Below are 26,855 nucleotides of genomic sequence, written 5' to 3'. Positions count from 1 at the left end.
GAAGCGCTGGAGCGGCTGCGCGGCTGGGAGCAGGCGGCGCGCTTCGCCGATCCGCTGCGATGGGACGGACCGTCCCATCGCCAATTGAGGGCGGCTGTGCGGCAGCTGTTCGCTTCGCCGTCCCGCAAGCGGCCAGCCGGCCGCAGCGGCCCCTATCGCGGTGCGTCTTCCGCCGCTTCTCCCGGCGGCGGACATGCCGGCGACTCCGGCGGCGCCGGTTCGGGCGGCGCATCGGATCGTTCGCGCGGTCCGTTCTAGCGCCGCCTAGATCGGTTGAGCAGGCCTTCCGAGAGGCGCGCGGCCCCGTTTCAGCGGCACGGATTGCAACGGAACCGCGGGAAAGAAATGGAGGGCCGTACCACCGCCCGAATGAAGCCGCAACATTGCCCGAACGATGACGTTCTTCGCTCGAATGGGACATTTTACCAGCCGAATGAAACCGTATCATCGCCCGAACGGCAATGCTCTCCGCTCGAATGGCCGTGCACGCGCCGAATGATCCGTTTCACCGTCCGAATAACCGTGCCGCTACCCGAATGGAACCGCAACCTCGCCGAACGGCGTCGCTCGCCGCCCGAATGGCCGTGCACGCGCCGAATGGTCCGTTTCACCATCCGAATCGAACCGCGCCAGCGCCCGAATGAGACGTTTTACCGCGTCCGAAATGGAACGTTTCGCCGCCCGGACGGGCGGCTTTGCCGTCTTCCGGACTTGCCTTGACTGGCCGGAACGCAGTTATATATAATGACTACATTAATCGAGGGAGGTTCGGAATGAACAAGCCGAATGAAATCATCGTAGTCCTCGACTTCGGGGGACAATACAACCAGCTGATTGCGAGACGCATTCGCGATCTGGGCGTATACAGCGAATTGCTGCCGTACAACACGCCGGTGGAGCGGATACGGGAACTTCAGCCGAAAGGCATCGTGTTCTCGGGAGGACCGGCCAGTGTTTATGCGGAGCAGTCGCCGCTCGTCGATCCGGCCGTTTACGAGTTGGGCGTGCCGATCCTCGGCATCTGCTACGGCATGCAGCTGATGGCGCATCAGTTAAAAGGGAAAGTGCAGCGTGCGGACAAGCGGGAATACGGCAAGGCGGAAATCGAATTTGTCGCCGGTTCCTGTTTCATCGAAGGGCTGGAACGCCGCCAGACGGTATGGATGAGCCATAGCGATCTGGTCGTGGAGCTGCCGGAGGGCTTCCGTGTCGAAGCGAGCACGGCCCATGCGCCGGTCGCGGCGATGAGCCATCCGGAACGCAAATTTTACGCCGTTCAGTTCCATCCGGAAGTGCGCCATACGGTTCACGGCAACGAAATGATCCGCAATTTCCTGTACAACATTTGCGGCTGCGAAGGCAACTGGAGTATGGAGACGTTTATCGAGGATACGGTGCGCGACATCCGCGAGCAGGTCGGCGACCGCAAAGTGCTGTGCGCGCTGTCGGGAGGCGTCGATTCGTCCGTCGTGGCGGTGCTGATCCACAAGGCGATCGGCGACCAATTGACGTGCATGTTCATCGACCACGGCCTGCTGCGCAAAGGCGAGGCGGAGTCGGTCATGGACACGTTCGCCGGCAAATTCGACATGCGCGTCATCAAGATCGACGCCAAGGAGCGGTTCCTCAGCAAGCTCAAGGGCGTAGAAGATCCGGAGAAAAAACGGAAAATTATCGGCAATGAATTTATTTATTTGTTCGACGAAGAATCGGCCAAGCTCGGCGAGTTCGATTTTCTGGCGCAAGGCACGCTGTATACGGACATTATCGAAAGCGGCACGGCGACGGCGCAGACGATCAAGTCCCATCACAACGTCGGCGGTTTGCCGGAAGACATGCGCTTTAAGCTGATCGAGCCGCTGAAGTCGCTGTTCAAGGACGAGGTGCGCAAAGTCGGCGAAGAATGCGGCTTGCCCGCCGAAATCGTTCACCGTCAGCCGTTCCCGGGACCGGGACTGGCGATCCGCGTGCTGGGCGAAGTGACGGAGGAGAAGCTGGCCATCGTTCGGGAATCCGACTACATTTTGCGTGAAGAAATTGCCAAGGCCGGGCTTGACCGGGAAATTTGGCAGTACTTTACGGCTCTGCCGAACATGAAGAGCGTCGGCGTCATGGGCGACGCGCGCACGTATTCGTATACGGTCGGCATTCGCGCTGTGACGTCGATCGACGGCATGACGGCCGACTGGGCCCGCATACCGTGGGATGTGCTGGAAAAAATTTCGAACCGCATCGTCAATGAGGTGGACAACGTCAACCGCGTCGTTTACGACATTACGTCGAAGCCGCCGGCGACGATCGAGTGGGAATGATTTTTCCGAACGTTTTTGGACAGAACTCCCTTTAATATTCATCTTTTCTATTGACAAACCGGTGACCGGGTCGATAGAATGATGAAGGACAACAAAATAACTTTTCGTATAATCTCAAGAATCGGCTTGAGAGTCTCTACAAGGTCACCGTAAATGATCTGGCTACGAAAAGCGAAGAAGAGCGTCTGTCCGCGCATTTGCGGACAAGCTCTTTGGCGTTTTACGGAACCTGGGAGACATGCTTTGACCGCATGGCTTCCGGGTTTTGTTGTTTTGCCGAATATAAAAAGGGAGGGTTTTGTCCGACATGGAACGTTTCTTTCGTCTGAAGGAACACGGGACAAATGTTAGAACGGAAATTATGGCGGGGCTGACGACGTTCATGACGATGGCCTACATTTTGGCGGTCAATCCGAACATTCTGAGCGCCGCTGATCTCAGCTGGAACTCGGTGTTTCTGGCGACGGCGCTGGCAGCGGGCATTTTTACGATCGCAATGGGATTGTTCGTCAATTTCCCGGTGGCGCTCGCGCCCGGCATGGGGCTTAACGCCTTCTTCGCCACGACCGTCATTACGTCGAAAGCGACCGATACCCCGATATCGGCGGAAATGGCGCTGACAGCCGTTTTCATCTCGGGTATCATCTTCATTATTCTGACGGTGACGCATGTTCGGCAAATGCTCATTACAGCCGTTCCGGACAGTCTCAAGCATGCCATTACGGTCGGCATCGGACTGTTCATTACGATTATCGGCGTGAAAAACAGCGGCATTTTGACCGTTTCCGTCGAGACGATGAAGGACGTTCCGGCCGGCACGTATACGAATCTGCTCGGCTTCGAATCGGTGTTCCATATGGGCTCTTTGAATACGCCCGACGTTTATTTGACGGTAATCGGCCTGCTGCTGATCGCCATTCTGATGGTGATGAAAGTGCCGGCCGCCATTCTGTTCGGCATTCTCGGCACGACGGTTATCGCCATTCTGACCGGTAATGTCGACGTGGCGAAATCGCTGGAAGGCGCCAGCTGGATGCCGAATTTCAGCGACCTCAATTTCGCGCATTTCGATTTTGCCGGGGTGTTCGAGGTCGGGCTGATCACGGTCATCCTCACCTTCACGTTCGTGGAACTGTTCGATACGTTCGGCACGCTGATCGGTACGGCCAACCGTGCCGGCATTATGAAAGATCCGGAAAAAGGCAAGAAGAAAGTCGGCGAAGCGATGCTCGTCGACGCGATCGGCGTCAGCGGCGGCGCAATGCTCGGCACGAGTACGGTAACGGCGTACATCGAGAGCTCCTCCGGCATCGCCCAGGGTGGACGTACCGGCCTGACGGCGGTTACGACCGGCGTATGCTTCCTGCTCGCTCTGTTCATCTCGCCGATCGTCGCGCTCATTCCGGGCTCGGCGACGGCAGCGGCGCTCATTATCGTCGGCGTGCTGATGATGCAGTCCGTGCGCGAGATCGACTTCTCGGATATGGTATATGCGATTCCGGCGTTTTTTACACTTGCTTTTATGCCGTTTACGTACAATATCGCCAACGGCATCTCGTTCGGCATCGTCTCGTATGTCGTGCTGGCGTTTATCGCCAATGTGAGCGGCCGCGGCAACCGGCAAGGCGGCTACAAAATTCATCCGCTTATGTGGATTCTGGCTGTCCTGATCGTGCTTCGCTATTTGCTCATGGGAGGCCATTGATTCCGCGGGCATGATCCAAGCCCTTTCCGCCAATTGCGGCGGGAAGGGCTTTTTTAAGATGCTTTGACGAAAGCTGCAAAAGTGCAGGAATTTTGGATCGAATAGATGGATATGGCGTGAAATTCTGCATAAATACAGTATTTTTGGGAATTTTCGCTTGGTTGGGGCTTGAACGGGTCAAAAAATTGTATAATCGCAACAATTTTTGCGTTTTGGTTACTTTACGCCCGAAAAAGCTGCATTTTTGCAGCATTGTACTTTTATTGGGTTTCTATCTTCCGGTTGACAGCCCGCGGGGCCGGAGTAAAGCAATTTCGGGACAAGAGGCCGTTTACATGGGGGTTGGCGCGAACGAATAAGCGCAGGGCTTGCCGCATGGCGGCGGTCAACCAGGCCCTGGAGGCTCGCAATTCGTCGCCCGGCGGTCGGGTAGGCGAGGGAGAATAGAGCCCTGGCCGCCATCGCGAAACCGGATCGTCCTTAGACAGGAACGAAGGAGTCGTTTTTATGCCCCGAATCAATTGCCCCGCACCATGTGTCCCCGCACCATGTGCCCCCGAAGCATGTGCCCCGAACCGTATGCCCCAAACCAAGTGTGCCGAACCATGTGCGCCGAACATTTCCACCGAACATTTTTCCATCATTTACAACCGGTTATCCCGTAACTCTCTTGCGACGCGATCCGTCTAATGTTCAAAAGACGAGCATTTTGATAAAAACGGCGAGAGAAAGCGGGGAAAAAACGATGCTCAGCAGGAGGCAACTGCAACTGATCTTCGGTTTATGTTTAATGATCCCGATCGTTGTGTTATGCGCGCTGCTGCTGTCGAAGGCGGCTTCGTTTGTGGCCGGGGCCGGTATCCCGTCGGGCGGATAACCGGGACGATGGCGAAGCGTACAAACTGCAGGAAAACGGGCTGCGCTGGGTGCAGGCCGTTTTTTTTTTTTTTTTTTGCTGCAAAGAGATCGGCATGGCACGTCAAAAAAACGAACTTTTACAAATGAAATCTTTAAAATGTTCGTATTTTGGTTGACACCGGTAGGGCGATCCGATAAACTAAATATGCCGGGATCGCCGTTTTGCGGCGGTTGGCGGCTCATACAGCCTCGTATATACTCGGGAATATGGCCCGAAAGTTTCTACCCGAAAACCTTAAATTTTCGGACTACGAGCGGTGTGAATGGACGAAAAGGAAAATAAGCAAAGCAGGTTGTCCTCGGCATGGGGCAGCCTTGTGTTGTCTTTGCCTGTCCTTTTTGGGCTTCGATCGCTTGTGTCCGCGGCAACATCATTTTGCTGGCGGGCTTTTTTCGTTTTTTGCGAAATATTAAAGGAAGTATAAGTTCATGATTATGTTCGCCATTTATTAAAGGCAAAGGTGGGTTAATCGCATGTCAGCGAAAGTGGGCGTCATCATGGGCAGCAAGTCGGACTGGGAGACGATGAAGGGAGCCTGCGACGTACTGGAAGAACTCGGCATTCCTTATGAGAAAAGGGTCGTATCGGCGCATCGGACGCCGGATTTGATGTTCGAATACGCGGAAACGGCGGCGTCCCGCGGGCTGAAGGCGATTATCGCCGGAGCCGGCGGCGCGGCGCATCTGCCCGGCATGGTTGCCGCCAAGACGGTCTTGCCGGTCATTGGCGTGCCCGTCAAATCGTCGAATTTGAACGGGCTCGATTCGCTGCTGTCGATTGTGCAGATGCCGGCCGGCGTCCCGGTCGCCACCGTGGCGATCGGCCATGCGGGCGCAGCCAATGCGGGACTGCTCGCGGCGCAGATCATCGGCGCGTTCGATCCGGAGGTGCGGGCGCGCGTCGAAGCGCGGCGCGAACGGATTCGCCGCGAAGTGATGGAAAGCGGGGAGACGTTGTGAACGAAACGGTATCCGGTGTTGCAGGCGCGGAAGCCACGGCTGACGAAGGGCGAGTCATTTTGCCGGGAAGCACCGTCGGCATTCTCGGCGGTGGGCAGCTCGGACGGATGCTGGCGCTCGCGGGTTCGGCGCTCGGCTACCGCTTTGTGACGCTCGATCCGACGCCGGACGCGCCTTGCGGCCAGGTGGCCCGTCAAATTACGGCCGCCTACGACGACCGCGAGGCGGCGCGCGAGCTGGCCGGTCAGGCGGACGTCATAACGTACGAGTTCGAGAACGTGGACGCGGGCGTCGCGGATATGCTGATGCGGGAATCGTACGTGCCGCAAGGAAGCCGGCTGCTCTATACGACGCAGCATCGGCTGCGCGAGAAGCGGGCGGTCGAGGCGGCCGGCGCGCGGGTGGCGCCCTATGCGGAAATCGGCAGCGAACGCGAGCTGCGCGAAGCGGCGGCCCGGTTCGGGCTGCCGTGCGTCCTGAAAACCGCCACAGGCGGTTATGACGGCAAGGGACAGTTCGTGATCCGGAGCGAGGAAGAAATTCCGGAGGCGTACAGGCTGCTCAGCCGCGCCGGAACGGAGCTGGTGCTCGAGCAGTTTGTTCGGTTCGAGAAGGAGCTGTCCGTCATCGCGGCGCGCAGCCCTCGGGGCGAAACGAGCGTGTTCCCGCCGGCGGAAAATATTCATGTGGACAATATTTTGCACTTGTCGATCGTCCCGGCGCGCATCGGCGGCGATGTCCGGCGGGAGGCCGAACGGCTGGCGCTGAGGATTGCCGAAGGGCTAGGCGTTATCGGGCTGATCGCCGTGGAGATGTTTCTGACGGCGGACGGGGAGCTGTTCGTCAACGAGCTGGCGCCGCGGCCGCACAACAGCGGCCATTACACGATGGAGGCTTGCCGGACGTCGCAGTTCGAGCAGCATGTGCGGGCGATCTGCAACCTGCCGCTCGGCGATACGTCGCTGCTTACGCCGGTTGTGATGGTCAATGTGCTCGGTGAGCATGTGGAGCCGCTGCTGGCGCGGATGGCGCGGCCGGACGAAACGGCGGCAAAACTCGGCGTCGCGCCGAAGGTGCATTTGTACGGCAAGCGCGAGGCCAAGAGCAAGCGGAAGATGGGACATATAAACGTACTCGCGCCCGATGTGGACGCGGCGTTAAAATGGATAGCGGAAACTACAATCTGGAAGGTGTGAGCTAGCTCGATGTTGGAACGTTACAGCAGACCGGAAATGCGGGCAATCTGGACGGAGGAAAATAAGTTCAAGGCGTGGCTGGAGGTTGAATTGTGCGCCTGCGAGGCATGGGCGGAGCTGAATGTCATTCCGCGCGAGGACGTGGAGGCGCTGCGCCGGAACGCCGGCTTTGACATCAAGCGGATTTACGAAATCGAGCAGGAAACGCGGCATGACGTCATCGCCTTTACGCGGGCGGTCTCCGAGACGCTCGGTCCGGAGCGCAAATGGGTGCATTACGGGCTGACTTCGACCGATGTCGTCGACACGGCGCTCGGCTACCTGCTGCGGCAGGCTAACGAGATTTTGGAGCGGGACATCGTAAACTTCATCGATATTTTGCGGAACCAGGCGATTAAGTACAAAGATACGCCGATGATGGGACGGACGCACGGCGTTCATGCCGAGCCGACGACGTTCGGGCTGAAGCTGGCGCTGTGGTACGAGGAGATGAAGCGGAATCTGGAGCGGTTCCGGCATGCGGCCAATGGCGTGCAGTTCGGGAAAATTTCAGGGGCGGTCGGCACATACGCCAACATCGATCCGTTCGTCGAGCAATTCGTGTGCCGCAAGCTCGGCATAACGCCGGCGCCGATCTCGACGCAGACGCTGCAGCGCGACCGGCATGCGGAATATATGGCGACGCTGGCGCTGATCGCAACTTCGCTCGACAAGTTCGCGACGGAAATCCGGGCGCTTCAGAAGAGCGAGTTCCGCGAAGTCGAGGAGCCGTTCGCGAAAGGGCAGAAAGGCTCGTCGGCGATGCCGCATAAGCGCAATCCGATCGGCTGCGAAAATATTTCCGGCCTCGCGCGCGTCCTTCGCGGCCATATGATTTCGGCGTACGAGAACGTGCCGCTCTGGCATGAGCGGGATATCAGCCACTCGTCGGTCGAGCGCGTCATTTTGCCGGATGCGACGATGCTGTTGAACTACATGTTGAACCGGCTCGGCAACATTATCCGCAATTTGACGGTATTCCCGGAAAATATGAAGCGCAACATGCAGCGCACGTACGGCGTGCCGTTCTCGGGCCGCGTCATGACGAAACTGATCGACAAAGGATTGAGCCGCGAGCAGGCATACGATACGGTTCAGCCGCGCGCGATGCAGGCATGGGAGGAGCAGCGGCAATTCCGCGATATCATCATGGAAACGCCGGAAATTACGAAACATCTGACGCAAGAGGAAATCGACGACTGCTTCGATCCGGCATGGCATCTGAAGCATGTGGATACGATATTCCGCCGGCTCGGGCTGATCGAAGGATAGGAGGCGAAGCGCGAAATGAGTGCCCAAGCGTTGGCGACCGCCGCAGACCTCGTACAAGCGCCGCTCGTCTATAAAGGCAAAGTGCGCGAACTGTACGATCTCGGAGAGCATTATCTGATCGTTGTCACCGACCGCATTTCCGCGTTCGATTATGTGCTGGAGCCTCCGGTGCCGGACAAGGGCAATGTGCTGAATCGGCTGAGCGCGTTCTGGTTCGGGAAGACGGCGGAGCTGCAGCCGAATCATGTCGTCCATACGGACGCGCCGCGGCTCGGGGACGTGCTGAAATCGCCGGAGCTGATGAAAAACCGCATTATGGTGGCGAAGAAAGCCGAACGGATCGACGTCGAATGCGTCGTGCGGGGCTATATCACCGGCGGGGGCTGGAGACAATACCAGAAAACGTCGGCGATTAACGGTCTGCGGCTGCCGGCGGGGCTGCGCAAAAACGAGCGGCTGCCCGAGCCGCTGTTTACGCCTGCTGCGAAAAACGACGTCGGCCATGACGAGGACATCTCGTATGAGCGGCTTGTGGAGAAGGTCGGCAGTGAATTGGCCGGCCAGCTGCGCGAGCGAAGTTTGAAGCTGTACGAATATGCCCGGGATTACTGCGCGGAGCGCGGCATCATATTGGCCGACTGCAAATTCGAGTTTGGATTGATAGACGGAGAAATCGTACTCATCGATGAAATTTTTACCCCCGATGCCTCGCGTTTCTGGGCGGAAGACAAATATGCGCTCGATATCGAAATCGACAGCATGGACAAGGAACCGGTGCGCGCCTACCTGGCCGCTTCGGACTGGGACAAAAACAGCAAGCCGGCGCCTCTGCCGGACAGCGTCGTGGCCGAGACGACCCGCCGTTACCGGGACATCTACCGGCGATTGACCGGAAGCGAGCTGGATTGACGACCCGGCGCGTAAACGCAGCAAAGGAACCGGATTGACACCCCGACGCGGTAACCGCCGATTCGATCAGGGTCGGCAACCGTCATTCGCGCTTCATCGAACATAATGGGAGGTATCGCAATGAAAGCAACAGTTTATGTGACGATTAAACAAAACGTGCTCGATCCGCAAGGTACGGCCGTGCAGGGAGCGCTTCATTCCATGGGCTTCGGCGAGGTGGGCAGCGTGCGGATCGGCAAATATATGGAGCTTGAACTGGATACGTCCGACCGCGAGGAAGCGCAGGCGCGTGTGAAGGAAATGTGCGAAAAGCTGCTCGCCAATACCGTCATCGAAGATTACCGGTTCGAATTGGAGGGCTGACCGATGAAATTTGCGGTGCTTGTGTTCCCCGGCTCGAACTGCGACATCGACTGCTACAAAGCGGTTGAGGACACGATCGGCCAGAAAGCCGACTACGTCTGGCATACGGCAACCGATCTGTCCGGCTATGACGCCATTCTCGTGCCCGGCGGTTTTTCATATGGCGACTACTTGCGTTGCGGCGCCATCGCCCGTTTCGCGCCGGTGATGAACGCGGTCAGGGAGGCGGCGGAGGCCGGCAAGTACGTGCTCGGCATTTGCAACGGATTCCAGATTTTAACCGAGGCGGGGCTGCTGCCCGGCGCGCTCAGGCGCAACCGCAATCTTAAATTTATTTGCCGCCAGGCGCCGCTTGAGGTTGTTAATAACCGCACGCCTTTCACCAATCAATACGCATCAGGCGAAGTGATCCGTATTCCGATCGCGCATGGCGAAGGCAACTATTACTGCGACGAGGAAACGCTGGAACGGCTGAAGGCGAACAACCAGATCGTGTTCCGCTACGCGAACGGCGACAACCCGAACGGCTCCGTGTACGATATCGCGGGCATCTGCAACGAGCAAGGCAATGTGGTGGGGATGATGCCTCACCCGGAGCGCGCGGTCGATCAATTGCTCGGTTCGGAGGACGGCAAGCGCATGTTCACATCGATTCTGAGTGCATGGAGGGAACGGCATGGCGCAGCAGTTAACGGCTAAGGAGCCGACGGCGGAACAAATCGCGGAACAGAAAATATACAAGCAGATGGGCGTTACCGACTACGAGTACGAGCTGATCTGCGGATTTCTCGGCCGCAAGCCGAACTACACGGAAATCGGCGTATTCAGCGTCATGTGGTCGGAGCACTGCTCGTACAAAAATTCCAAGCCGATTTTGAAGAAGTTCCCGGTCACCGGTCCGAAGGTGCTGATGGGACCGGGCGAGGGCGCCGGCATCGTCGATATCGGCGACAATCAGGCGGTCGTGTTCAAGATCGAATCGCACAATCACCCGTCGGCGATCGAGCCGTATCAGGGCGCGGCAACAGGCGTCGGCGGCATCATCCGCGATATTTTCTCGATGGGCGCGCGGCCGGTGGCGCTGCTCAATTCGCTGCGCTTCGGACGGCTCGAGAACGAGCGCGTCAAATATTTGTTCGAGCACGTCGTCAGCGGCATCGCCGGTTACGGCAACTGCATCGGCATTCCGACGGTTGCGGGCGAGGTCATGTTCGATGAAAGCTACGAGGGCAATCCGCTCGTCAACGCGATGTGCGTCGGTCTGATCGACCACGACCGCATTCAGCGCGGCGTCGCCAAAGGGGTCGGCAACCCGGTCTTTTATGTCGGTCCGCCGACGGGTCGGGACGGCATCCACGGCGCGACATTCGCTTCCGAGGAGCTGACGGAGGAATCGGAAGCGAAGCGTCCGGCCGTGCAGGTCGGCGATCCGTTCATGGAGAAGCTCGTTATGGAAGCGACGCTGGAGCTGATCGAATCCGGCATCGTGCTCGGCATTCAGGATATGGGCGCGGCGGGGCTGACCTGTTCCAGCGCGGAGATGGCGTCGAAAGCCGGAAATGGCCTGGAATTGTACCTCGACGAGGTGCCGCAGCGCGAGAAGGGGATGACCCCGTACGAGATGATGCTGTCCGAATCCCAGGAGCGGATGCTGTTCGTGATCGAGCCGCAGCACGAAGCGCAAGCGCGGGAAATTTTCGAACGGTGGGGCGTGCTGTGCGTGAAGGTCGGCAAAGTAACCGACGACGGCAGGCTGCGTCTGTTCCATCAGGGCGAAGTCGTCGCCGACATGCCGGTCAAGGCGCTCGTCGACGAATGTCCGGTTTACAACAAGCCTTCGAAAGAGCCGGCGTACTATGCGGAGCAGGCGAAGATCGATACGTCGGCTTATCCGGAAGTGACGGATTTGAACGATGCGCTGCGCAAAGTTCTCGCCTCGCCGACTGTGGCAAGCAAAGAATGGGTATATAATCAGTATGATTATATGGTGCGAACGAGCACGGCGGTGCAGCCGGGTTCCGATGCGGCGGTCGTGACGATCCGCGGCACGCGCAAGGCGCTGGCAATGACGACAGATTGCAACGGACGGTACGTCTATCTCGATCCGGAGGTCGGCGGGCGGATCGCCGTCGCCGAAGCGGCGCGCAATATCGTCTGCTCGGGCGCCGAGCCGCTTGCAATTACCGACAATCTGAACTTCGGCAATCCGGAGAAGCCGGAAGTGTTCTGGCAGCTCGAGAAGGCGGCCGACGGAATATCCGAAGCGTGCCGCACGCTGGAGACGCCGGTTATCGGCGGCAATGTGAGCCTGTACAACGAGAACGCGAAAGGCGCGATCTATCCGACGCCGGTCATCGGGATGGTCGGTCTCGTAACCGATATCGACCATATTACGACGCAAGGATTCAAGCGCGAAGGCGACGTCATCGTGCTTGTCGGCGAGACGAAGGCGGAGCTGGGCGGCAGCGAGTTTCAATATGTCGTGCACGGCAAGACGGAAGGGCGGCCGCCGGCCATCGATCTGGCGGTCGAGAAGAAGACGCTGGACGCGGTGCTGGCGGCGATTCGCCAGGGGCTCGTCGCTTCGGCGCACGACTTGTCCGAGGGCGGCCTCGCGGTCGCTTTGGCGGAATCGTGCATCAGCGGCGGCAAGGGAGCCGCAGTCCGCATCGCGACCGAACTGCGGCCCGACGTGGCGCTGTTCAGCGAATCGCAGTCGCGCATTCTGCTTTCGGTGGGTCCGGAGCATGCCGCTGCGTTGACGGCGCTGCTGGCGGAACGGGGCGTGCCCCATGCGATCATCGGAGAAGTGAAAGGAAGCAGCCTGACCATCGACGTAAATGGAAAGACGGGCGTTGACGCGCCGATCGAACAACTGGAGAAGGTCTGGAAGGATGCGATTCCATGTCTGATGCAATAAGCGTCGGCCGGCCCCGGTTATGGACCGGGAACCATTATAATGAAGGAATCGGACGCGACGATATATTCGACAAGTTGCGGGAAGAGTGCGGAGTATTCGGCGTGTTTGGCATTCCGAACGCGGCCAGTCTGTCGTACTACGGCTTGCACGCCCTGCAGCACCGCGGCGAGGAAAGCGCAGGCATCAGTACGGTCGACAGCGGCAGCGGCCGACTTGTGTACCATCGCGGGATGGGGCTCGTCAAGGAAGTGTTCGACCAGAACACGCTGGAGTCGCTCGTCGGCGACCGCGCGATCGGCCATGTGCGCTATTCGACGTCCGGCGAGAGCCGGCTCGCGAACGCTCAGCCGCTTATTTTCAAATACCGGGACGGCGATCTGGCGGTGGCGACGAACGGCAACATCGTGAATGCGCCGTCGATCCGCCGCGAGCTGGAGCGGCAAGGTTCCATCTTCCAGACGACGAGCGATACGGAAGTGATCGCTCACCTGATCGCCCGCTCCGACAAAGATTTCGTCGAAGCGACGAAGGATGCGCTGCAGCGGCTGATCGGCGGTTTCGCCTTCCTGATCATGACGAACGACAAGCTGCTTGTCGCATCCGATCCGAACGGCTTGCGGCCGCTTGTGATGGGCCGGCTCGGCGGCGGCTTCATATTCGCATCCGAAACCTGCGCGCTGGAGACGATCGGCGCGGAATACGAGCGCGACGTGCAGCCCGGCGAGCTGCTTGTGCTGGACGGCGACGGTCTGCGGACGGAGCGGTTCGAGCCGGCCGGCCGCCGCGCGGCGTGCGCGATGGAATATATTTATTTCGCGCGCCCGGACAGCGATATTAACGGCGTTAATATTCATTCCGCCCGCAAGCGGATGGGACGCCGGCTCGCGATCGAGTCGTTCGTCGACGCGGACGTCGTCACCGGCGTGCCGGATTCGAGCATATCGGCGGCTATCGGCTATGCGGAACAGACCGGCATCCCTTACGAGCTCGGGCTGATCAAAAACAAATATACGGGCCGCACGTTCATTCAGCCTTCTCAGGAGCTGCGGGAGAAGGGCGTCAAGATGAAGCTGTCGGCCGTGCGCAAAGTTGTCGAAGGCAAGCGCGTCGTCATGATCGACGATTCGATCGTGCGCGGCACGACAAGCCTTCGCATCGTCAACATGCTGCGCGAGGCGGGGGCGAGCGAGGTGCATGTCCGAATTACGTCGCCGCCGTTCGCGAATCCATGCTACTACGGCATCGATACGCCGGATCGCCGCGAGCTGATCGCATCGTCCAAGACGGTCGAGGAGATCCGGAAGGCGATCAATGCGGATTCCCTCTATTTTCTGAGCGAGGAAGGCTTGATCGAAGCCGTCGGCGCAGGCCAGGGGCTGTACAGCGGCGGCATGTGCCTCGCTTGTTTCAACAACGATTATCCGACGCCGGTGAACGCGGAGTCGGACAAAAGCTGCAGCTGCTAGCGCGTGAAGGGAGCGCAAAGCGGCGCCCGGCCGTGATGGCGCGGCATGGAAACAGATCGAGGGGGAGTGACGGACTGTGTCTGAGGCTTACAAACAAGCCGGAGTGGATATCGCGGCCGGCAACGAAGCGGTCGAGCGGATGAAGAAGCATGTCAGCCGGACGTTCCGGCCGGAAGTGCTGACGGGGCTGGGCGGATTCGGCGCCCTGTTCGGCCTGGACAAGGACAAATACGAGGAGCCGGTGCTCGTCTCCGGTACGGACGGGGTCGGAACGAAGCTGAAGCTGGCGTTCGAGCTGGACCGTCACGATACGATCGGCATCGACGCGGTGGCGATGTGCGTCAACGATGTCGTCGTACAGGGGGCGGAGCCGCTCTTCTTCCTGGATTATCTGGCCTGCGGCAAAGTCGTGCCGGAGAAAATCGAGGCGATCGTCAAAGGCGTCTCCGACGGTTGCGTGCAGGCGGGGTGCTCGCTGATCGGCGGGGAGACGGCGGAAATGCCGGGCATGTACGACGAGAACGAGTACGATATTGCCGGGTTTACGGTCGGCATCGTCGACAAGAAGCGAATCATCGACGGCTCGTCGATCGCGCCCGGAGATGCGGTGATCGGCCTCGCCTCAAGCGGCGTGCACAGCAACGGCTTCTCGCTCGTGCGCCGCGTCCTGCTGGAGAAGGCCGGCTACCGGCTGGACCAGGAACTGGAGGAGCTCGGCGGCGCCCGCCTTGGCGATACGCTGCTGGAACCGACGAAAATTTACGTCAAACCGGCGCTTGAACTTATCCGCCGCGTGCAGGTGAAAGGGATGGCGCATATTACAGGCGGCGGCTTTATCGAAAATATTCCGCGCATTTTGCCCGAGGGCGTCAACGTGAACGTGGAAGTCGGCTCGTGGCCGGTCCAACCCGTATTCCGGCTGATCCAGGAGAAAGGCGGAATTTCCAACCGCGACATGTTCACGACATTCAACATGGGCATCGGCCTCGTAATCGTCGTGCCCGCGCAACAGGCGGATGAAGCGCTGCGCGCCGCCAAGGAACTGGGCGAGGAAGCGTATCGGATCGGCACGGTCACGGCAGGCAGCCGGATCGTGACGTTTGCGGGAGCGGAGGTCTGATGGCGGCATTGCGCATCGCGGTTTTCGCATCCGGGAACGGCTCCAATTTCCAGGCGATCGCGGACGCGGTGCGGGAAGGGAAGCTTGATGCCTCGATCGAGCTTCTTGTTTGCGATAAGCCGGGCGCTCCGGTGACGGAGCGCGCGCAGCGCGAAGGCGTGGAAACGTGGCTGTTTACGCCGAAATCGTATCCTTCCCGAGAAGCGTATGAAGCGGACATTTTGGCCGAGCTTCGGCGGCGGAACGTCGAGCTTGTCGTGCTTGCCGGCTATATGCGGATCATTACGCCGGTACTGGTCGAGCCCTATTACGGGCGGATGATCAACATCCATCCGTCGCTGTTGCCCGCTTTTCCCGGTATCGGGGGCATTCGCCAGGCGCTCGAATACGGCGTCAAAATTACCGGCGTAACGGTCCATTTCGTGGACGGCGGCATGGATACAGGTCCGATCATCGCCCAGCGGGCGGTCGAAGTGCTCGACGGCGACACGGAGGAGACGCTGGCCGAACGCATCCATAAGGCGGAACGGGAACTGCTGCCGCGTGTCGTGCAATTCATCGCGGAAGGTCGGGTCGAGCTGAACGGCAGGCATGCCTCCATTCGGCAGTGATGTCAGGCTGGACGGCAATGTTTAAATTCGAATTTTCAGGGAGGTACTTGCATTGGCAAAGCGCAGAGCGCTGATCAGCGTGTCGGACAAGACGGGGATAGTAGATTTTGCCCGCGAATTGGCAGGTTTGGGCGTGGAAATCATTTCGACCGGGGGAACGGCGAGCCTGCTGGAGCGCGAAGGCATTCCGGTTATCGGCATTTCGGACGTCACCGGGTTTCCGGAAATTTTGGACGGCCGCGTCAAAACGTTGCACCCCGCCGTACACAGCGGCTTGCTGGCGATCCGCGACAACGAGGAGCATCGGCGGACGATGGAGGAGCTCGGACTCGGCTATATTGATTTCGTTATCGTCAACTTGTACCCGTTCCAGCAAACGATCGCGAAGCCTGACGTCGGGTACGAGGAAGCCGTCGAAAATATCGATATCGGCGGTCCGACCATGCTTCGTTCGGCGGCCAAAAATCACGCGTTCGTAACCGTCGTCGTCGATGCCGCCGATTACGCCGGGGTGCTGCAGGAAATCAAGGAAGGCGGCGACACGACGCTCGAAACCCGCAAGCGGCTGGCCGCGAAGGTGTTCCGCCATACGGCCGCCTACGACGCGCTGATCGGCGACTATCTGTCCCAGCAGGCGGGCGAGCAGCTGCCGGAGCGTTTCACGGTAACGTACGAGAAAATTCAGGATCTCCGTTACGGCGAAAATCCGCATCAGCGCGCGGCGTTCTATCGCAAGCCGCTTGCCGGGAAGGGCGATTTGACGACAGCCGAGCAGCTGCACGGCAAAGAACTGTCCTACAATAATATTAACGACGCCAACGCGGCGCTCGCGATCGTGAAGGAATTCGACGAACCGGCCGTCGCGGCGGTCAAGCATATGAATCCGTGCGGCGTTGGGATCGGCACGACCGTGGCGGAAGCGTACCGGAAAGCGTACGAGTCGGACCCGACCTCGATCTTCGGCGGCATCGTCGCCGCCAACCGCACGGTCGATGCGGAGACGGCCGGCATGCTGAGCGAGCTGTTCCTGGAAATCGTGCTGGCGCCCGACTTTACGCCGGAAGCGCTCGACATTCTGACTCGGAAGAAAAATATTCGGCTGTTGAAGCTGGGCGAATGGTCGCGCGCGGCGGAGCGCAAGCCGGAATGGCTCGTGACGTCCGTCGCCGGCGGCATGCTTGTACAGGAAAGCGACGTATTGAGCGTCGAGGCGTCGGAACTGAAGGTTGTCACCGACCGTCAGCCGACCGAGGAGGAACTGAAGCAGCTGCTGTTCGGCTGGAAAATCGTCAAGCATGTGAAGTCGAACGCCATCGTGCTTGCCAAGGACAACATGACGATCGGCGTCGGGGCCGGCCAGATGAATCGTGTCGGCGCGGCGCGCATCGCGGTCGAGCAAGCGGGGGATAAGGCGCGCGGCGCGGTGCTGGCGTCCGACGCTTTCTTCCCGATGGGCGATACGGTGGAGCTGGCGGCGAAAGCGGGAATTACCGCAATCATCCAGCCGGGCGGCTCGATCCGCGACGAGGAGTCGATTGCCGCTGCGAACGCGAACGGCATCGCCATGGTCTTTAGCGGGGTTCGCCACTTCAAGCATTGATAAGAAGAACGTGTCCGAGTAAAGAGAGAGAGAACCTGATTAAGGAAAGAGCGGATTGCTTGAGAAAAGGGACGGATTGGTTCAAGGGAGATAGAAGGAGCCGATTGGCCGCTTGGATAAAGGAAGAGAGAAATAAGGGACGGAAAAAGGAAGAACAGATAAGGAAGAACGGATAAGGAAGAACGGATAAAGGAAGTACGTGAGGAGGAAAACGGACTCGTGCGAGTTATGGTTATCGGCGGGGGCGGGCGTGAGCACGCCATCGTCTGGGCGCTCAAGAAGAGCGATAAGGTGAAGGAAATCTATTGCGCGCCGGGCAATGCCGGCATTGCGTCGCTGGCCGAATGCGTGCCGATCGGCGTCGACCGCTTCGACGAGTTGATCCGCTTCGCAAAGGAAATTCCGATCGATCTGGTTGTCGTAGGGCCCGACGATCCGCTGGCGGACGGCATCGTCGACGCGTTCGAAGCGGAGAACATCCCGATATACGGTCCGCGCCGCAACGCGGCGGAAATCGAAGGCAGCAAAATCTTCATGAAGCATCTGCTGAAAAAATACGGCATTCCGACCGCCCAATACGAGACATTCACCGATTATGAGCAGGCGCTGGCCTACTTGCGCGGACAATCCGCTCCGATCGTGATCAAGGCCGACGGTCTGGCCGCCGGCAAAGGGGTAACCGTCGCATCGACGATGGAAGAAGCGGAGAAGGCGCTTCACGACATGATGGTCGCCAAAGTATTCGGCGAGTCCGGCAACCGCGTCGTGATCGAGGAGTTTCTGGAAGGGCAGGAGATGTCCATCCTGTCGTTCGTCGACGGCGAGATTGTGCGTCCGATGCCGGCGGCGCAGGATCACAAGCCGGTATTCGACGGCGACAAGGGACCGAACACGGGCGGCATGGGCACCTATTCGCCGCTGCCGCATATTCCGCAGTCCATTGTGGACGAGGCGGTCGAACGGATTATCAAGCCGACGGCGAAGGCGCTGGTCAGCGAAGGGCGCCCGTTCCGGGGCGTGCTGTTCGCCGGACTGATGATTACGAAGGACGGGCCGAAGACGATCGAGTTCAACGCCCGCATGGGCGACCCGGAGGCGCAGGTCGTATTGCCCCGCCTGGAGACCGATCTGGTCGACATTATTCTGGCATCGCTGAACGGACGGCTGGGTGAGCTCGACATTCGCTGGAGCGGCGAAGCAGCGGTATGCGTCATTCTCGCTTCCGAAGGTTATCCCGGCTCCTACCCGAAAGGCCGGGAGATCGAAGGTCTGGCCGATGCGGAAGCGCAAGGCGCACTCATCTTTCATGCCGGTACGGCGAGCCGTGACGGCGCAATCGTGACGAACGGCGGCCGGGTGCTCGGCGTCGTCGGCCGCGGCCGCGGCATCGCCGAAGCGCGAAGCCGCGCTTACGAAGCGGCGGACGCCATCCGTTTCGAGGGCAAACATTATCGCACCGACATCGCCGCAAAGGCGCTGCGCGGCTGACAGGTATCGTATCAACCGCTATCCGAACGATTCGGATAGCGGTTTTTAATTGCGCATTGATCGAAAAGAGCGTTCTGCTTTATCATAGAAGTGACATTTTTCTACGTTTGTCCAACGACTGTCCTTGCCGGAAGATCTTCGGTTTCGCTGTCTGCGCTAGCTGGGCCCGATGGGGGACTTGTCCGCAAAATATATCGCAATTACTCGAAAGGTGTAACGGAATTGTAACTCCTTCCTATCCTTGTTCCGGTATGATGAAACCAGGAGAAGGCTATGGGGAGAGAGGAAAACATGACGGAAGAATGGAATTGCGCCCCCCGATGGCGGATATTTGCTCCGACGTTGCTTGCGGCGACGCTGATGCTTGGCGGATGCGGCAGCGGGAAAACGGCCGGATTGCTGGCGCCGGGTCCGCGCGCTATCGGAGCTATGGATGGCGGGAAAGGGAACGACAGCGTAAACGAACCTGTTGGGAAGAACGGCGCGGGGACGGCGGGAGACGAGCTCGGGCCGGACACCCGGGTTGCAGGCTTACAATGGAACGCCGATCGATCGGCGGCCGCCCGGCCCGGAACGGATGGACGCGCATCAACGAACGGAACGCCTCCTTCCGGCAGGCTGGCGAAGCCCGATGAGAAGCCGCCGGAATCGGTCAAGCCGGCAAAGGGCGAGAAGACGGTGGCGCTTACGTTCGATGACGGACCGGATGCGAAGTATACTCCCGCCATTTTGGATATATTGCAAAAATATAATGTGAAAGCGACCTTCTTCCTGGTCGGCACGCAGGTGAAGAAACATCCGGAAATTGTTCAACGCATTGTGGACGAAGGCCACAGAATCGGAAATCATACGTTCGATCATAAAGATTTGACCAACCTGAGCAAAGTGCAGATCAGGGAAGAAATTGCCAAAAACGACGAACTGATTCGCGGCGCCGTCGGCTTCACACCCGAACTCGTTCGCGCCCCGTACGGGGCGGTGGATGACCGGGTCAAGCAGATCGTCAAGGAAAACGGCCGCAAGCTGGTCGGCTGGAATGTCGACACGGAGGACTGGGCGGGCAGGTCCGTAACCCGGATGCGCAATAATGTCAAGGCGAATACGAAAGACGGGAGCATTATTCTGATGCATTCGTTCGGCGGAAAAAATGTCGCCAATACGGTCAAACTGCTGCCGCTCGTCATCCATGATTTGAAAAAACGGGGATTCGTATTCGTCCTTGTCGAATAAATGCCGGCAGCCGCCAACACGCAGGCTACCGTCCGTTCTATTGGGAATCGTCGCCGCTACGAGCAGTCTGGAGGTGCATATGAGCAGTCAACCGGAATTTTCAACCCCGAATTCGACCGCTTCGCCGCCCGGCGGTTTACCCGATCCAAGCAGCCGTATCCGCAGCTCCGCCGGGCTTTACCGCTCCGCGCGCATAAGGAGTGTGTTCGTCCGGAAGGGCGTCTGCGCTGTCTTGCTGACGGTTCTGATCTTGCTGACGGGATGCGACTATACTTCGGCGCCGGCTGATTTGCTGCAGGCGCCGGCGATGGCGCCGGACAAGCAGCAGCTGGCGGAAGCGGTAGCCGCAGCGCTTCCCGCGCACAGCAAGCTGACGCTGCCGTATGCGGACGATCGGCTGGAAGCGATCCGCCGCATCGACCTGGACGGGGACGGCGTGGAAGAAGCGATTGTGACGTACCTGAACGAATTCAGTACGCCGGAGCTGCTTATTATGAAGCAATCGAATAACGGTTCGGGGTGGACAGCCTGGGCCGTCATAAACGAGCCGCTTGTTACCGGGCTGATATGGCTTCGCATCGCCGATCTGAACGACGACGGCCGGAAGGAGATCTTGGTCGGCTGGTCCCGTTCGACGGGCGAAGCGAAGCTGCTGGCCGTTTACCGGCTTGACGAGGGGCAACTGAACCGGGACAATGAAGGAATTCCGGTGCTTCAGTCTGTCAGCGGGCTGGATTACGCGGCTGCGGCTGTAGGTGACGCCGACGGCGACGGCTTCGTGGAGACGGCCGTCGTGACGGCGAATGCCAATACGCAGGAGCAGCTGTTGACCGTTTACAAATATCGCGGCGGCAAGCTGCAGCCATTCTCCCGGCTTCCGCTGTTCAACGGCGTGAACGGTTATCACAGGCTTGCGGTCGGCAAGGTGGCGCCCGATCGGTACGGCATCGTCGCGGAAGGCTCGGTTGGCGCGCATTCCTGGTATACGTCGCTTATCGGGTGGAAGGACGGACGGCTGGTGCAGATATATCCCGCTCCGAGGGAATGGGAGACCGCCTTCAATCCGTACGGCGTTCGCAGCAGCGACCGCAACGGCGACGGCATTATCGAACTGCAGCGGTTGAAGGCGGCGCCGGGTCAGAACGCCTCGATGGCGGAAACGTATTTTATAAGCGAATGGCTGCAGTGGACCGGGGACGAAGACCAGCCGTTTCAATTGGTGGCCGAAGAATATACGGATTATAATTACGGCTTTTCCATCCGCATTCCAAACCGATGGCATAACAGCTATACGATCAGCCGCCCGGCCGAAACGCAGCCGTACGGCCTGGCGTCGTTCGATTACCATAATCCCGAGACGGGCGCGCAGGCGACATGGTGGACGCTGTATGCGATACCGGGCGAGAATTATGCCGATATCGAGGAGGAATGGCAGCAAAACTCGCGCCATTACCTGTTTTTACGGGAAGCGGGCGGCATCGTGTATGCCGCGCTGTTCGCGGGAGAACCGCCGGAGCATTGGTCCGACGAGGAGAAAGAAGCTTACCGGGCGCTAATTCCGGACAAGGAGCAGCTGCGCTCCATGTTCCGTCTCGAGCTTGCCGAGCAATAGAAAGGAAGTGCCGACGTGAACGTGCTGCTGCTGGAAGACGAGGAAGCGATTCGCGGATTTGTCCGCATCAATCTGAAACGGAACGATATGAATGTAGTCGAAGCGGAGAACGGGGAAGACGCGCTGGCTTTGGCGAAAACGTCGGGTCCGTTCGACATCGCGATCATCGATGTGATGCTCCCGACGATAGACGGTTTCGAGGTGTGCCGGCGGCTTCGGGAAGCCTATCCTCGTATGGGGATTATTATGCTGACCGCCAAATCGCAGGAGGAGGATAAAATCCGCGGTCTGGAGCTGGGTGCGGACGATTACGTGCAAAAGCCGTTCAGCCCGGGCGAACTGATCGCGAGAATGAAATCGCTCTACCGCCGAATGCACCCGGCGCCGGAGGGCGCCTCCGGGCGGTCTGAAGAAGAAGCCCGATCCGGGGCGGACACCGCGAACGTCGGCGGCGGACCGACCGGCCATGAACGGAAGGACGGGCTTCCCGCTGTCGCCGTCTTCGCGTCTGCGGCAGGTGCCGGTTCGCATGGCTACGAAGCTGCGGCTTCCGCCGTTCCGATGCAGCAGCCGGATTGCGGTAGCATTATTTGGGGACCGTTTCGGCTGTCGGTTCAGGAACGCCGGTTGTGGAAGAATGGCGTGGAAATTGTGCTGACCCCGACAGAGTGGGCGCTTGTGAAGCTGCTCATGGAGCGGGGAGGCGAAAGCGTCGGGCGGGACGAAATTTTGTCGAAGGTATGGGGGCGATATTTCGTCGGCGATCTGAAAATTGTTGACGTCAATATTCGCCGTATCCGCCAAAAGCTGGAGGATGTTCCTTCCGAGCCGGTCTACATTGAAACGATCTGGGGATTCGGGTATCGTTTCAATCGGAGCGATTCGTCATGAGAAGTCTGAGAACAAGAATCGTATGGAGTTACCTTCTGCTCGTCATATTGGTCGTATTCGTCCTCGGCGGGCTGTTTATGACGCTTATTTATCAGTATTACTACGGCAGCGCCGCCAGCGCCATGCGGGACAAAGCGGAGTCCGATTTGCAGGCGCACGGCCGCTCGCTGGCGGCAAGCTATACGATGCGGAACAAAGCCGATTACGTGCTGCAGCATATGGCCAAAGTGCATCCGCAAATTCAGCTGCTGGACATCGAGGGGAAGCTGCGAATGGACGGCAGCGGATTCGGCGGGGGGCAGCGCCTGACGACCTCGGACGTGGATGAAGCGATGCGGGGCAAAACGGGTGTCTGGCGCGGCGTCGATCCGCAAGACGGAGAACGGATCATCGCGGCGACGGTTCCGGTGAAGCAGGGAGACCGGATCGTAGCGCTGCTCCGATATTCCGCTTCGCTGCAGCAGGTTGACGCCATGGTGATGCAACTGTTCAGGCTTACGCTGCTTACAGGCGCCGTTGTCGTGCTGCTCTTCCTCGGTTTGAGCCTCTTTATGGCGCAGCGCATCTCGATGCCGATTCGGGAACTGACCCGTTCCGCCAGGCTGATGGCCGACGGAGACTGGACGCGCCGCGTAACGCGCAAACGGCATGACGAAATCGGCCAGCTTGCCGATACGCTCAATACGCTCGCAGTCGAGCTGACAAAACGCGAAAAACTGAAGAACGATTTTATTTCCTCGATCTCGCATGAGCTTCGCACGCCGTTAACTTCCATCAAGGGATGGAGCGAGACGTTGTCCGACGGTGCGACGGATGAAGAAGAAATGAAGCTCGGCTTCGCCATTATTCAGAGGGAAACGGAACGATTGTCGGGGCTTGTGGAGGATTTGCTCGATTTCTCCAAGCTGTTCGCGAACAATATGGTGCTGACGCCGGAGGAAATGAACCTCAACGATACGGTGCGGGAGTCGGTCCGGCAGATGGGGGTGCGCCAGGAGGAGACGGGCGTACGGCTCGTTTCGTCCCTGTGCAAAATGCCGCTCATCGTAAACGGCGACGTCAACCGGCTGAAGCAGGTGCTCATCAATCTTTTGGACAATGCTTTCAAATTTACGCCCAGCAGCGGCATCATACGGGTCACGACCTCCTGTGACGAACAGCATGCGGTGCTGACGATTGCGGATACCGGGATCGGCATCGAACCGGAAGACCTGCCCCATGTGACGGACAAGTTTTACAAAGCGTCGGGAAGCAAGGCGGGCAGCGGTCTTGGTCTGGCGATTTGCAAAGAGATCGTCGAACTGCATAACGGCACCTTGAAGCTGGACAGCGAACCGGGATCGGGCACCGTCGTGACGGTGCAAATTCCGCTTGCGAAGCCGGAGGGCGAGACGAATCATTTTTTATAAAACAATTGGTTGAAATTCATGATAACGTACAGGATGGCGGCAATGACACCGATCAGAAGCAGGGCGGCAAACCAATGCTCAGTTAACCATACGATCCAGGCGGGCATGCGATCACCTCTTTTTAAGGATAGTATGTCCGCATTTCGTTTCGGATACATCACGATGGCACAAGATGTTCAACTTTCATCTATTGACGAGCGAAGGATAATGATGCTATTATAGGCGTAATTCATAGTAAACAGGTAAGAATTATGAGTTTATTGAGAATTGGGGCGCAAGCAAAAGATACACACAGGTTGTGGATAACATGTGTACAACATAAAAAAGTCAAGTGGATAACCGATAAAAAGTTGTGAGCACTTGTTTGGCTATTTTTCCCCTGTTTTCATCTCATGGACCGTATGAACAACCGATTGTGAATATTTCTGTGCAAAATCTGTGGAGTAATGGGCCATTATTGTGAATACTGAAAGCTTATCTGTGTATAACGCTTCAAGCGCCAAGATTTAAGGAGGGCTACCGTGTGGAAAAGCAAATCGCGCTACATCACGAGGATGGATTAAAACTGGCGGCGACGCTGCATTATCCGGTCGCGCCGATGACGGACGACGGCAAGCATCCGGCTGTCGTCATCTGCCACGGGTTCATCGGCAACCGGATCGGCGTGGATCGGCTGTTCGTCAAAACGGCGCGTGCGCTTGCCGAAGAAGGCATGTTCGTGCTGCGTTTCGACTATGGCGGATGCGGGGAAAGCGAAGGCGACTACGGCGCTCTTGGCATGGATTCCATGATCGGGCAGACCCGTACGGCACTCGACTACGTATTGTCGATGGACTGTGTCGACCCGCTTCGCGTTACGCTGCTCGGGCATAGTCTCGGAGGAGCGGTCGCGCTGCAGACGGCCGTTCGGGACCGTCGGGTTAAGCGGCTTGTCCTCTGGTCGGCTGTCGGTTATCCGTTCAATGACATCGTTCGCATCGTCGGCCGGGAAGCCTATGACGAATCGGTGAAAAAAGGTGCGGTCGATTATATGGGCTATACGCTGAAATCGGCATTTTTCCATTCCTTGATGGATCATCAGCCGTTTCAAACGGCGCCGCGTTTCGGCGGAGATGTGCTCATCGTACACGGAACAGGCGATGAAATGATTCCGGTCGATTACGGTTTTTTGTATCAGAAAATTTTCTGGACGCGCGGCGAAGGATTGTGCGACAAGGAAATTTTGTTTCAGGCAAACCATACCTTCTCGTCCCGCAAACATCAGGAGGAAGCGATCCGCGTCACGGGCGACTGGCTCGCCAAACTGGACAAACAGCAGGAGGAATGGCATCATTGGAGCATTTGATGCGGCGGTTGCCCGCCGCATCCAGCGGCCAACGCCGATCCCCGGATCAAGAAATCTCCGTATCTATTCTTCTTCTCTCTGTTTTTGTTTAACTCCCTTGCAGCCATTAAGCCTGCCGCTCCCGCAATATGCCGGTGCTTGACGGACTCCATCACCATTACGTGCCGCTTTTCCGAAACATGCTTGTCCGAAACGGTTTCCAGCATTTTTTGGCATTTTGCTCTTCTCGCAGGCGGACAAACACGATAAACTGATAGGGTAGATTAAATACGGAAAGATTGGACGGGATTTTCATATGAACAAAAGCAAGGTGCGCCGCATATCCGCCTTGGCGCTGCTCGCGGCCATGCTCGCGGCGGCTGGTTGCCAGCGCCCGGTCGAGCCGGAAACCGCACCGCCGGAGCCGGCCGAAGAGATGCCGGCGCAGTCGGAACCCCAGGAAGAGAAGCCGGCGGCCCCGGCTTTCACTGCACCGCTTACCGGGCTTGGGATTGAGGAAGAGGCGAAAGAGCGGCCTATCGCCGTTATGATCAACAACTTCAGCGCGGCGCGGCCGCAGTCGGGACTGTCGCATGCGGATATGATCTGGGAGATTTTGGCGGAAGGCGGGATAACACGGCTAGTCGCGATATTCCAGAGCGAAAGCTTCGACGAGCCGATCGGTCCGATTCGCAGCATTCGTCCCTATTTGATCGAAATCGGCGAATCGTACCGCGCCGTGCTCGCGCATGCCGGCGGCAGCACCGATGCGTACGCGATATTGCAAAACAAACAGGCGGGCAAGGCGTATCTGGACGAAATTACGAACGCCGGAAGCTATTTCTGGCGCGACAGCTCGCGCAAGGCACCGCACAACCTGTATTCCAATCTGGAGAAGCTGCGCGAAGGCGCGGACAAAAAAGGCTACAAAGCGGACAAGCGCCCGCCGATGTTCTATTTCGAGGAACTATCGCAAAAAGCGGCGGCGGATGCGGAATCCTCATCGGTGACGGAAGGCGGAGCGGGGACGGCCGGTTCGGCAGATAACGCAGGCTCGACAGATACCGCCGGTTCGACGGAGACTGCTCCGGCGACAAGCGTCGACATCCGCTTTCTGCTGAAGGATTATGTGGTGTCGTATGCGTATGACGCCCAGGAAGGCGTCTACAAGCGCAGCATTAACGGCAAGCCGCATATCGACCTGAATACCGGCGAAGCGCTGGAGGCAGCGAACCTTGTCGTTCTCGGAGCCGACCATCAGGTCTACGACAATGTCGGACGGCTGAAGATCAATCTGGATAAAGGCGGCGAAGCGCTGCTCATTCGCGGCGGCGAAGCAGTTCGGGCGCGATGGGAGCGATTGGACGGAGTCATTCGTATTATGAAGGACGGAGCCGAGCTGCCGTTTGCGCCGGGCAAAACGTTTTACCATATTGTGCCGAACAGTCCGTCTTTCGCCGAACATGTCACTTTGGGGTAATAATCGCTCGGGAAGGATACAATGAAACGT

General features: G+C 58.6%; 22 protein-coding genes and 2 riboswitches. Of the genes, 21 read left to right on the top strand and 1 reads right to left on the bottom strand.

Annotation, left to right across the window (positions count from 1 at the left end; genetic code table 11):
* The 3 genes from ABEV74_RS21590 to ABEV74_RS21580 form a co-directional block, all read left to right on the top strand.
* Nucleotides 1–258, top strand: a 258-nt coding sequence (locus ABEV74_RS21590; RefSeq protein ID WP_430149516.1) for a hypothetical protein, incomplete at its 5' end; no start/stop codon positions are given.
* 515 nt (nt 259–773) lie between these two features.
* On the top strand, nt 774–2,312 hold the full coding sequence (gene guaA / locus ABEV74_RS21585; RefSeq protein ID WP_062495997.1) for a glutamine-hydrolyzing GMP synthase: 1,539 nt from the start codon (nt 774–776) through the stop codon (nt 2,310–2,312).
* 84 nt (nt 2,313–2,396) lie between these two features.
* A riboswitch (purine riboswitch) is annotated at nt 2,397–2,497 on the top strand.
* 122 nt (nt 2,498–2,619) lie between these two features.
* A complete protein-coding gene (locus ABEV74_RS21580; RefSeq protein ID WP_430149513.1) occupies nt 2,620–4,017 on the top strand; it encodes an NCS2 family permease in 1,398 nt (465 codons plus the stop codon).
* A gap of 693 nt (nt 4,018–4,710) precedes the next feature.
* On the opposite strand, the gene ABEV74_RS21575 is transcribed toward ABEV74_RS21580, so the two are convergent.
* Nucleotides 4,711–5,118: a hypothetical protein gene (locus tag ABEV74_RS21575; RefSeq protein WP_430149510.1), complete on the bottom strand. Its 408-nt coding sequence runs from the start codon at nt 5,116–5,118 to the stop codon at nt 4,711–4,713.
* Nucleotides 5,105–5,206: riboswitch (purine riboswitch) on the top strand. (Overlaps the previous gene by 14 nt.)
* Nucleotides 5,207–5,409: 203 nt before the next feature.
* On the opposite strand from ABEV74_RS21575, the gene purE reads away from it, so the two are divergent.
* The 18 genes from purE to ABEV74_RS21485 all read left to right on the top strand — a co-directional run bounded on the left by purE (nt 5,410) and on the right by ABEV74_RS21485 (nt 26,825).
* Nucleotides 5,410–5,895 (top strand): 5-(carboxyamino)imidazole ribonucleotide mutase, encoded by a 486-nt coding sequence (purE, locus tag ABEV74_RS21570; RefSeq protein ID WP_062495992.1) that lies wholly within the window; start codon nt 5,410–5,412, stop codon nt 5,893–5,895.
* Nucleotides 5,892–7,091: a 5-(carboxyamino)imidazole ribonucleotide synthase gene (purK, locus tag ABEV74_RS21565; RefSeq protein WP_430149507.1), complete on the top strand. Its 1,200-nt coding sequence runs from the start codon at nt 5,892–5,894 to the stop codon at nt 7,089–7,091. Before purE ends, purK begins: the two co-directional genes overlap by 4 nt.
* Before the next feature lie 9 nt (nt 7,092–7,100).
* Nucleotides 7,101–8,402: an adenylosuccinate lyase gene (gene purB / locus ABEV74_RS21560; RefSeq protein ID WP_430149504.1), complete on the top strand. Its 1,302-nt coding sequence runs from the start codon at nt 7,101–7,103 to the stop codon at nt 8,400–8,402.
* Nucleotides 8,403–8,417: 15 nt separating this feature from the next.
* On the top strand, nt 8,418–9,311 hold the full coding sequence (locus tag ABEV74_RS21555; RefSeq protein ID WP_430149502.1) for a phosphoribosylaminoimidazolesuccinocarboxamide synthase: 894 nt from the start codon (nt 8,418–8,420) through the stop codon (nt 9,309–9,311).
* A 120-nt stretch (nt 9,312–9,431) separates the two neighbouring features.
* Nucleotides 9,432–9,674: a phosphoribosylformylglycinamidine synthase subunit PurS gene (purS, locus tag ABEV74_RS21550; protein WP_062495985.1), complete on the top strand. Its 243-nt coding sequence runs from the start codon at nt 9,432–9,434 to the stop codon at nt 9,672–9,674.
* Nucleotides 9,675–9,677: 3 nt separating this feature from the next.
* Nucleotides 9,678–10,373, top strand: a complete 696-nt coding sequence (gene purQ, locus ABEV74_RS21545; protein ID WP_430149499.1) for a phosphoribosylformylglycinamidine synthase subunit PurQ — start codon at nt 9,678–9,680, stop codon at nt 10,371–10,373.
* Complete coding sequence (gene purL / locus ABEV74_RS21540; RefSeq protein ID WP_430149497.1) at nt 10,351–12,594, top strand: phosphoribosylformylglycinamidine synthase subunit PurL; 2,244 nt, start codon at nt 10,351–10,353, stop codon at nt 12,592–12,594. The genes purQ and purL overlap by 23 nt, the downstream gene beginning before the upstream one ends.
* Nucleotides 12,579–14,060, top strand: coding sequence for an amidophosphoribosyltransferase (gene purF / locus ABEV74_RS21535; protein ID WP_430149494.1), 1,482 nt, complete (start codon nt 12,579–12,581; stop codon nt 14,058–14,060). Before purL ends, purF begins: the two co-directional genes overlap by 16 nt.
* A 76-nt stretch (nt 14,061–14,136) precedes the next feature.
* On the top strand, nt 14,137–15,180 hold the full coding sequence (purM, locus tag ABEV74_RS21530) for a phosphoribosylformylglycinamidine cyclo-ligase (protein ID WP_430149492.1): 1,044 nt from the start codon (nt 14,137–14,139) through the stop codon (nt 15,178–15,180).
* A complete protein-coding gene (purN, locus tag ABEV74_RS21525) occupies nt 15,180–15,791 on the top strand; it encodes a phosphoribosylglycinamide formyltransferase (RefSeq protein WP_062495976.1) in 612 nt (203 codons plus the stop codon). Before purM ends, purN begins: the two co-directional genes overlap by 1 nt.
* A 52-nt stretch (nt 15,792–15,843) precedes the next feature.
* A complete protein-coding gene (purH, locus tag ABEV74_RS21520) occupies nt 15,844–17,391 on the top strand; it encodes a bifunctional phosphoribosylaminoimidazolecarboxamide formyltransferase/IMP cyclohydrolase (RefSeq protein WP_430149489.1) in 1,548 nt (515 codons plus the stop codon).
* Nucleotides 17,392–17,610: 219 nt separating this feature from the next.
* The gene (gene purD / locus ABEV74_RS21515; RefSeq protein ID WP_430149486.1) at nt 17,611–18,879 is read left to right on the top strand and encodes a phosphoribosylamine--glycine ligase; all 1,269 of its coding nucleotides are present in this window, start codon (nt 17,611–17,613) and stop codon (nt 18,877–18,879) included.
* Between the two features lie 291 nt (nt 18,880–19,170).
* The gene (locus ABEV74_RS21510; RefSeq protein WP_430149483.1) at nt 19,171–20,109 is read left to right on the top strand and encodes a polysaccharide deacetylase family protein; all 939 of its coding nucleotides are present in this window, start codon (nt 19,171–19,173) and stop codon (nt 20,107–20,109) included.
* 79 nt (nt 20,110–20,188) lie between these two features.
* On the top strand, nt 20,189–21,721 hold the full coding sequence (locus ABEV74_RS21505) for an FG-GAP repeat domain-containing protein (RefSeq protein WP_430149480.1): 1,533 nt from the start codon (nt 20,189–20,191) through the stop codon (nt 21,719–21,721).
* Nucleotides 21,722–21,736: 15 nt separating this feature from the next.
* A complete protein-coding gene (locus tag ABEV74_RS21500; RefSeq protein ID WP_430149477.1) occupies nt 21,737–22,612 on the top strand; it encodes a response regulator transcription factor in 876 nt (291 codons plus the stop codon).
* Complete coding sequence (locus ABEV74_RS21495; RefSeq protein ID WP_430149475.1) at nt 22,609–24,021, top strand: sensor histidine kinase; 1,413 nt, start codon at nt 22,609–22,611, stop codon at nt 24,019–24,021. The genes ABEV74_RS21500 and ABEV74_RS21495 overlap by 4 nt, the downstream gene beginning before the upstream one ends.
* Before the next feature lie 523 nt (nt 24,022–24,544).
* Entirely contained in the window at nt 24,545–25,366 is an 822-nt protein-coding gene (locus ABEV74_RS21490) for an alpha/beta hydrolase (RefSeq protein WP_430149472.1), read from the top strand.
* Between the two features lie 295 nt (nt 25,367–25,661).
* Nucleotides 25,662–26,825: a DUF3048 domain-containing protein gene (locus ABEV74_RS21485; RefSeq protein ID WP_430149469.1), complete on the top strand. Its 1,164-nt coding sequence runs from the start codon at nt 25,662–25,664 to the stop codon at nt 26,823–26,825.
* Nucleotides 26,826–26,855: the final 30 nt, after the last annotated feature.

The organism is Paenibacillus cisolokensis (genome assembly GCF_050481165.1).
GTDB classification, from domain to species: Bacteria; Bacillota; Bacilli; order Paenibacillales; family Paenibacillaceae; genus Paenibacillus_AH; species Paenibacillus_AH cisolokensis.
This window is presented reverse-complemented; position numbering and strand designations above follow the sequence as displayed.

Bases quoted from the DNA above. Each gene is read 5' to 3' on its own strand.
- ABEV74_RS21580 (WP_430149513.1), top strand. From the start codon at position 2,620: ATGGAACGTTTCTTTCGTCTGAAGGAACACGGGACAAATGTTAGAACG.
- purS (WP_062495985.1), top strand. From the start codon at position 9,432: ATGAAAGCAACAGTTTATGTGACGATTAAACAAAACGTGCTCGATCCG.
- ABEV74_RS21505 (WP_430149480.1), top strand. From the start codon at position 20,189: ATGAGCAGTCAACCGGAATTTTCAACCCCGAATTCGACCGCTTCGCCG.
- ABEV74_RS21495 (WP_430149475.1), top strand. From the start codon at position 22,609: ATGAGAAGTCTGAGAACAAGAATCGTATGGAGTTACCTTCTGCTCGTC.
- purL (WP_430149497.1), top strand. From the start codon at position 10,351: ATGGCGCAGCAGTTAACGGCTAAGGAGCCGACGGCGGAACAAATCGCG.
- guaA (WP_062495997.1), top strand. From the start codon at position 774: ATGAACAAGCCGAATGAAATCATCGTAGTCCTCGACTTCGGGGGACAA.
- purF (WP_430149494.1), top strand. From the start codon at position 12,579: ATGTCTGATGCAATAAGCGTCGGCCGGCCCCGGTTATGGACCGGGAAC.
- ABEV74_RS21555 (WP_430149502.1), top strand. From the start codon at position 8,418: ATGAGTGCCCAAGCGTTGGCGACCGCCGCAGACCTCGTACAAGCGCCG.
- ABEV74_RS21485 (WP_430149469.1), top strand. From the start codon at position 25,662: ATGAACAAAAGCAAGGTGCGCCGCATATCCGCCTTGGCGCTGCTCGCG.
- purB (WP_430149504.1), top strand. From the start codon at position 7,101: ATGTTGGAACGTTACAGCAGACCGGAAATGCGGGCAATCTGGACGGAG.
- ABEV74_RS21510 (WP_430149483.1), top strand. From the start codon at position 19,171: ATGACGGAAGAATGGAATTGCGCCCCCCGATGGCGGATATTTGCTCCG.
- purE (WP_062495992.1), top strand. From the start codon at position 5,410: ATGTCAGCGAAAGTGGGCGTCATCATGGGCAGCAAGTCGGACTGGGAG.
- purN (WP_062495976.1), top strand. From the start codon at position 15,180: ATGGCGGCATTGCGCATCGCGGTTTTCGCATCCGGGAACGGCTCCAAT.
- ABEV74_RS21575 (WP_430149510.1), bottom strand. From the start codon at position 5,118: ATGAGCCGCCAACCGCCGCAAAACGGCGATCCCGGCATATTTAGTTTA.
- purQ (WP_430149499.1), top strand. From the start codon at position 9,678: ATGAAATTTGCGGTGCTTGTGTTCCCCGGCTCGAACTGCGACATCGAC.